The organism is Paenibacillus sp. EB106-05-06-XG162 (assembly GCF_058791655.1).
The window spans coordinates 50,171-56,170 of the sequence record NZ_JBYTDT010000027.1 but is presented as its reverse complement, the minus strand read 5'-3'; the positions used below and the strand labels follow the sequence as shown (position 1 = coordinate 56,170).

General features: G+C 43.7%; 2 protein-coding genes and 5 tRNA genes. All 7 read left to right on the top strand.

All coding sequences use genetic code 11. From position 1 onward, the window contains the following. Window positions 1-87: 87 nt before the first annotated feature. A tRNA-Leu gene (locus AC3WU2_RS29765) sits at window positions 88-170 on the top strand. Window positions 171-1,043: 873 nt separating this feature from the next. Then, window positions 1,044-1,118, top strand: a tRNA-Gly gene (locus tag AC3WU2_RS29760). A 14-nt stretch (window positions 1,119-1,132) separates the two neighbouring features. Beyond that, window positions 1,133-1,209, top strand: a tRNA-Arg gene (locus AC3WU2_RS29755). A 10-nt stretch (window positions 1,210-1,219) separates the two neighbouring features. Next, window positions 1,220-1,296, top strand: a tRNA-Pro gene (locus AC3WU2_RS29750). A gap of 7 nt (window positions 1,297-1,303) precedes the next feature. After that, a tRNA-Gly gene (locus AC3WU2_RS29745) sits at window positions 1,304-1,377 on the top strand. 963 nt (window positions 1,378-2,340) lie between these two features. Continuing rightward, window positions 2,341-5,133 carry a phosphoenolpyruvate carboxylase gene (gene ppc / locus AC3WU2_RS29740; protein ID WP_492458457.1) on the top strand — a complete coding sequence of 931 codons (2,793 nt, stop codon included), beginning with the start codon at window positions 2,341-2,343 and terminating at the stop codon, window positions 5,131-5,133. 118 nt (window positions 5,134-5,251) lie between these two features. Then, window positions 5,252-5,845 (top strand): RNA polymerase sigma factor SigW, encoded by a 594-nt coding sequence (sigW, locus tag AC3WU2_RS29735; RefSeq protein ID WP_018759843.1) that lies wholly within the window; start codon window positions 5,252-5,254, stop codon window positions 5,843-5,845. Window positions 5,846-6,000: the final 155 nt, after the last annotated feature.

Sequence of the window (6,000 nt, the reverse complement as noted above, 5' to 3'; positions counted from 1 at the left end):
CATTAGCTCAGTTGGTAGAGCACCTGACTTTTAATCAGGGTGTCGAAGGTTCGAGTCCTTCATGGCTCACCAGTTTTTATCTCATGTGCGCGTATGGCGGAATTGGCAGACGCACTAGACTTAGGATCTAGCGGGCGACCGTGGGGGTTCAAGTCCCTCTACGCGCACCATACCAACAACATCGAAATCCTGTTGATCATTTGATCTGCAGGGTTTTTTGCATATACAGTAATTATTTTAAGAGGATCTGATTAACATTTGCGGAGATTTGCTTCATACCTGCGATTGATTAGAAGATGTGGCTATCTTCGAAACCTTCGATTGTGGCGGCGATCAGATTCAAGTTGGTCGGCGTCGTTAGCTCTAATCCCGGTATAGTGGCAGACCATGTGAGAATGCTACATTTGTCTTGGTGTAATTTCCTCCTGTATGTGAACCAATTCCATTAGCTCGGTTGGCTATTATCATCTAGATTTAATCCAATGGCTGTAGATAAAGCCGCACTCGCACTCGAGATTGTAGCCTGTCCTGCTGCAAAGGAATTGACAGCTGCTACTTGTATCATCTGGCACCCTTCCATCCCTCAGCATGGGATATGGATCCGTTAGTAACAGTCTGAAACCCTTCAGAATGTGTGGCATCTCCTGTAGCTTGTGTTTGTGTTACTTCGCTTAAAGCAGTATTTCCGTTTGCAGTCCTCTGAGTGTATTAGAACAAGCTCCTGATGCTATATTATCGCAGGACAGCGTCATCACTCATTAGGATAGTTCCGTGAAAATATATTTACAGGATATGGATAAGTATGCTGCTTGTACATTTGTTGATATTCACTAGGTCAGGCAATGAATCACACGTACTAGCGGTTCAGGCGGGTGTATTTGATACTACGTACTTGAAGTAATTATTAGATATTGCAAGCGTATTATTATGATTTGTAAATTTTTTTTATAAAAACACTTGCAATCACTTTGGATTTTTGATATATTATTACTTGTCGCTGATGAAACGCAGCAATGAAGTACAAGCTGTTAAGAAATAAATATGCGGACGTGGCTCAGCGGTAGAGCATCGCCTTGCCAAGGCGAGGGTCGCGGGTTCGATTCCCGTCGTCCGCTCCATTACAACTTTATATGCGCCCTTAGCTCAGCTGGATAGAGCGTTTGACTACGAATCAAAAGGCCAGGAGTTCGAATCTCTTAGGGCGCGCCATTTATTTTTTCGGGATGTAGCTCAGCTTGGTAGAGCACCTGGTTTGGGACCAGGGGGTCGCATGTTCAAATCGTGTCATCCCGACCATTTATTTGCGGGTGTAGTTCAATGGTAGAACTTTAGCCTTCCAAGCTAATAGCGTGGGTTCGATTCCCATCACCCGCTCCAGAATAAAATGAACAGCCACCATTATGGTGGCTTTTTTTATTGTGTAGCCGCTGTGTAGGGAGAGAACCCACAGAGGGTTCGACCGTCAATTTCGAGACCGTGAATGATGGTCTCGGTGGACGAGCGTCCCGATGTTGTTCGAGTCAGCCTCAATGCTGAAAGCTGATGAGACAGAGGGAGTATTCCCATCACCTGCTCATAGATAATGAAGAAGCCACCCATTAGGTGGCTTTTATTACTTTTCCTACAGAACATCAATCATTTGCAGAAGATTGTTGCTGTTTTATCTCCGTGCGAGCTTTCAGCAGTGATAGGACAACATAAAATCACCGAGACCGGTTAGCTCTATGCCGTTCTAGGCTAGGTCATCTGTTAATTGCTATTGACGCCCTCCATCCATGTGCTGCATTTGTACTATATATTAATGATGAACCGAGGTAAGTGGTCCAATGTTTTTCAGAATATTAGCGGAGGATTTGAAATTTACTTGAAAATATTTGTAAGGAAATGATTTGAAATTCGTAATATTTGTGTATATATATTCTTTTTTGCGTATTTTATTTGTGCGTGGAGATCTGCCATATGACATCAATATGAGTCTGAATAGATATAGGCAAGTGCTTATTTTGTAAGAGTTTCAATCCTATATAATTATTGGTGACGTACAAGCCACAAACGGATTTAGTGGATTCGGATCAGTTGTCCTCATTGGATTTTATGAAGAATAATAAATAGATATCGGTTTACAAGGATATCCATGTACATTTTATATCTAACATGAGGGCAACCTGTGCTGAGCAATCATTATGAAGTGTTATGAATCGAATTTATGGCTTGCATAAATACATGAATATTAATCCTGTATTTTATAATAAAAGTAAAGATTTTCGTGTCGATTTATAGTATTATGTTTAGAAAGCATTTTTTTTGTATGGGAATATAGAGATGGATAGGGGGATAACGATGACAGAGTCTACATTGATCGTGGGGAAAGCAAACTCAAATAACTTGCTTCGTCGTGATGTGCGTTTTCTTGGGAACATACTGGGTGAAGTGCTCGTCCACCAAGGTGGTAACGAACTTCTTGATATAGTAGAGAAAGTCCGGGAATTGAGCAAATCATTACGCGCGGGATTTATCCCAGAATTGTATGATGAATTCAAACGAGTCATTATGTCACTTGATCCGGAGATTCGGCATCAGGTCATTCGTGCGTTTGCGATTTATTTCCAGCTGGTGAACATTGCTGAACAGAATCATCGAATTCGCCGAAAACGTGATTACGAGCGTTCCGCCGGAGAAGCCATTCAACCAGGTTCAATTGAAAATGTAGTTCTTGCGCTGAAGGAAGATAAAATCTCCTATGAAGAGGTTCAAGATATTATTGCTGGGATTTCATTAGAACTTGTCATGACGGCGCATCCAACGGAAGCGATGCGACGTGCGATCCTCGATATCCACAAACGGATCTCTGAAGATGTCATGGAGCTTGATAATCCGAATCTTACGTTCCGTGAGCGTGAGCAATTACGTGAGAAGCTTCTGAATGAAGTGCTGACGCTATGGCAGACGGATGAGCTACGTGACCGTAAACCAACCGTGCTCGATGAAGTTCGTAACGGTCTTTATTATTTCCATGAGACATTGTTCGATGTGTTGCCAGAAGTGTATCAAGAGCTGGAACGCTGCTTAACGAAATATTATCCTGCCCATCAGTGGCATGTACCGACATATTTGCGATTTGGCTCATGGATCGGCGGCGACCGTGACGGGAACCCTTCGGTTACTTCCGATGTCACATGGGAGACGCTGAAGATGCATCGCCAAATGGCATTATTTAAATATGAACAGGTTCTGAAGGAATTGCTCCGCACGATGTCATTTAGTGTGGGTGTGATCGAAGTGTCCGAAGAACTCAAAGCTTCCATTGAAGTAGATCGTGAGCTTATTGAAGTGAAACGTCTTGAGTTCTGGCATAACGAGAAAGAGCCTTACCGCGTGAAGATATCCTTCATGCTCGAGAAGCTATCGAATATTCTGGATGAATCAACGAAGGGAACACCGCTTCGTTACAATTCACCACAGGAGTTCATTCAAGAGCTGATGATTATTGACCGCAGTCTTCGTTATCACTATGCGGATTTCGTAGCTGATACCCATATCCGTAAGTTAATACGTCAAATCGAGCTGTTTGGTTTCCATATGTCGACGCTTGATATTCGCCAACATAGCCAAGAGCATGAGAATGCGATGACCGAGATCCTATCTCATATGCAGATTGTGGAGGACTACAGCGCCTTAACAGAAGAAGAGAAGATTGATCTTCTGAACCGTGTATTGAATGATCCGCGTCCACTTACATCGATTCATATTAAGTACAGTGAATCTACAAACGAATGCCTCGATGTCTATCGTACGATTTACAGAGCACAGGACGAATTCGGTGTGAACTGTATTTCGAGTTATCTGATCAGTATGACGCAAGGTGCAAGTGATATGCTTGAAGTGATGGTATTCGCGAAGGAAGTAGGTTTGTTCAAGAAATTTAAGAACGGTGACCTGCGTTGTACGATTCAGGCGGTCCCATTGTTCGAGACGATCGAAGACTTGCATGCAGCACCTGATATTATGAAGACGTTGTTCAACTTGCCGATTTATCGTGAAGCGGTTAGATCGATGAATAACCAACACGAGATTATGCTCGGGTATTCGGATAGTAATAAAGACGGTGGCGTAGTCACAGCGAACTGGGAATTGCGCGTTGCACTGAATGAAATTACAGCAGCAGCGAGTGAATACGGCGTCAAGCTGAAGTTCTTCCATGGCCGCGGAGGATCGCTTGGCCGCGGAGGTATGCCGCTGAACCGCAGTATTATGGCACAACCGCCGCATACGATTGGGGCAGGGATTAAGATTACGGAGCAAGGTGAAGTGCTGTCTTCCCGTTATTCTATGAAGGGAATTGCTTACCGCAGTCTAGAACAGGCGACTTCAGCACTCATCACAGCAGCGCTATGCGCTCGTCGCGAAGAGAAGGAAGAGCACGAGAGTGAGTGGGAAGACATTGTAAGGAATATGTCGGAACGATCGCTTACGAAATATCAGGATCTAATCTTCCGTGACGCAGACTTCTTAACGTTCTTTAAGGAATCAACGCCACTTCCAGAGGTTGGTGAGCTTAATATTGGTTCCCGTCCTTCCAAACGGAAGAACAGCGACCGGTTCGAAGATCTCCGTGCCATCCCTTGGGTATTCGCTTGGACGCAGAGCCGATACTTGATGCCTGCATGGTATGCAGCGGGTACAGGTATACAGAGCTTCTATCAGGACAAGGAAGAGAACTTGGATACATTACGTCAAATGTATGAGCATTTCCCATTCTTCCGCTCCTTAATTGACGGGTTGCAGATGGCATTAGCCAAAGCCGATTTAATTATTGCGAAAGAATACGCAGGCATGATTAACAATGACGTGATTCGGGATCGCATCTTCTCCTCTATTGAAGAAGAGTTCCATCTGACATCGTCGCTGATCTTGAAGATCACAGGACAGCAAGAGATTCTAGATAATTCTCGAGTCATTCAAGAGTCCATTCGCTTGCGTAACCCTTACGTCGATCCGCTCAGCTACTTACAGGTACAATTACTTACTGAGCTTCGTACGCTACGTGATCAAGGGGAAGATGATCCGGAGCTATTGCGTGAAGTGTTGTTGACGATCAACGGCATTGCAGCGGGCTTGCGGAACACAGGTTGATCCTCTTTCTTTATACAGCCGAGCGCCAACGACTACTGATGGCGCTCGGTTTTCATATGGAGAGAAGGTTAACGAATAACCTTGCAATTTCGATTGGTGTCGATTACCATTTATTATATTGCTTGGGTTAGTATGTGGAAGTGAGGGGTTTACTCTGGAAACAAGACTCGCTCTGCTGGCACGGAAAGGTGATCAGCGAGCATTTGCTGAAATCGTTGAACTCTATAAAGACAAAATATTTCACCTCGCTTATCGTATGCTGAGTAATCGACATGAAGCAGAAGATGTCGTGCAGGATACGTTCTTAAGGGTGTACAAAAATTTAGACCGTTACGATGAGAACCAGAAATTCTCAACATGGATCTACCGGATTGGTACGAATCTATGTATCGATCGGTTGCGCAAACGGAAACCAACCTATTCTCTGGATGCGGAGATGAATGATCAAGAAGGTGTGGATGGGTATTCTATTCTACCGAGTGATGATCGAACGCCGGAGAGTGAGCTGCTCTTATCGGAGACACAGCAGTTGATTCGTCAAGCGATTGAGAGTCTGCCTGCGAAATATAAGACAGTCATGGTGCTTCGATACCTGCAGGAATTATCGCTGCAGGAGATTAGTGATGTATTGGACATGCCCGTGACAACGATTAAGACTCGTGTTCATCGTGGCCGGGAATATTTACGTAAGAAGTTAGAGCGGAAATTATAGTAATGTTATTGTTGAATACCATGGACATGGAAAACAGTTGAGGCGATAGGTGCATCGTTCACATAAATGGAAAAATAAAACAGATTAAATTTTTGAAACATATTTAAAGCCAGTACGTATTTTACAGTATCGGTATACTGAGCATAATGATGTGA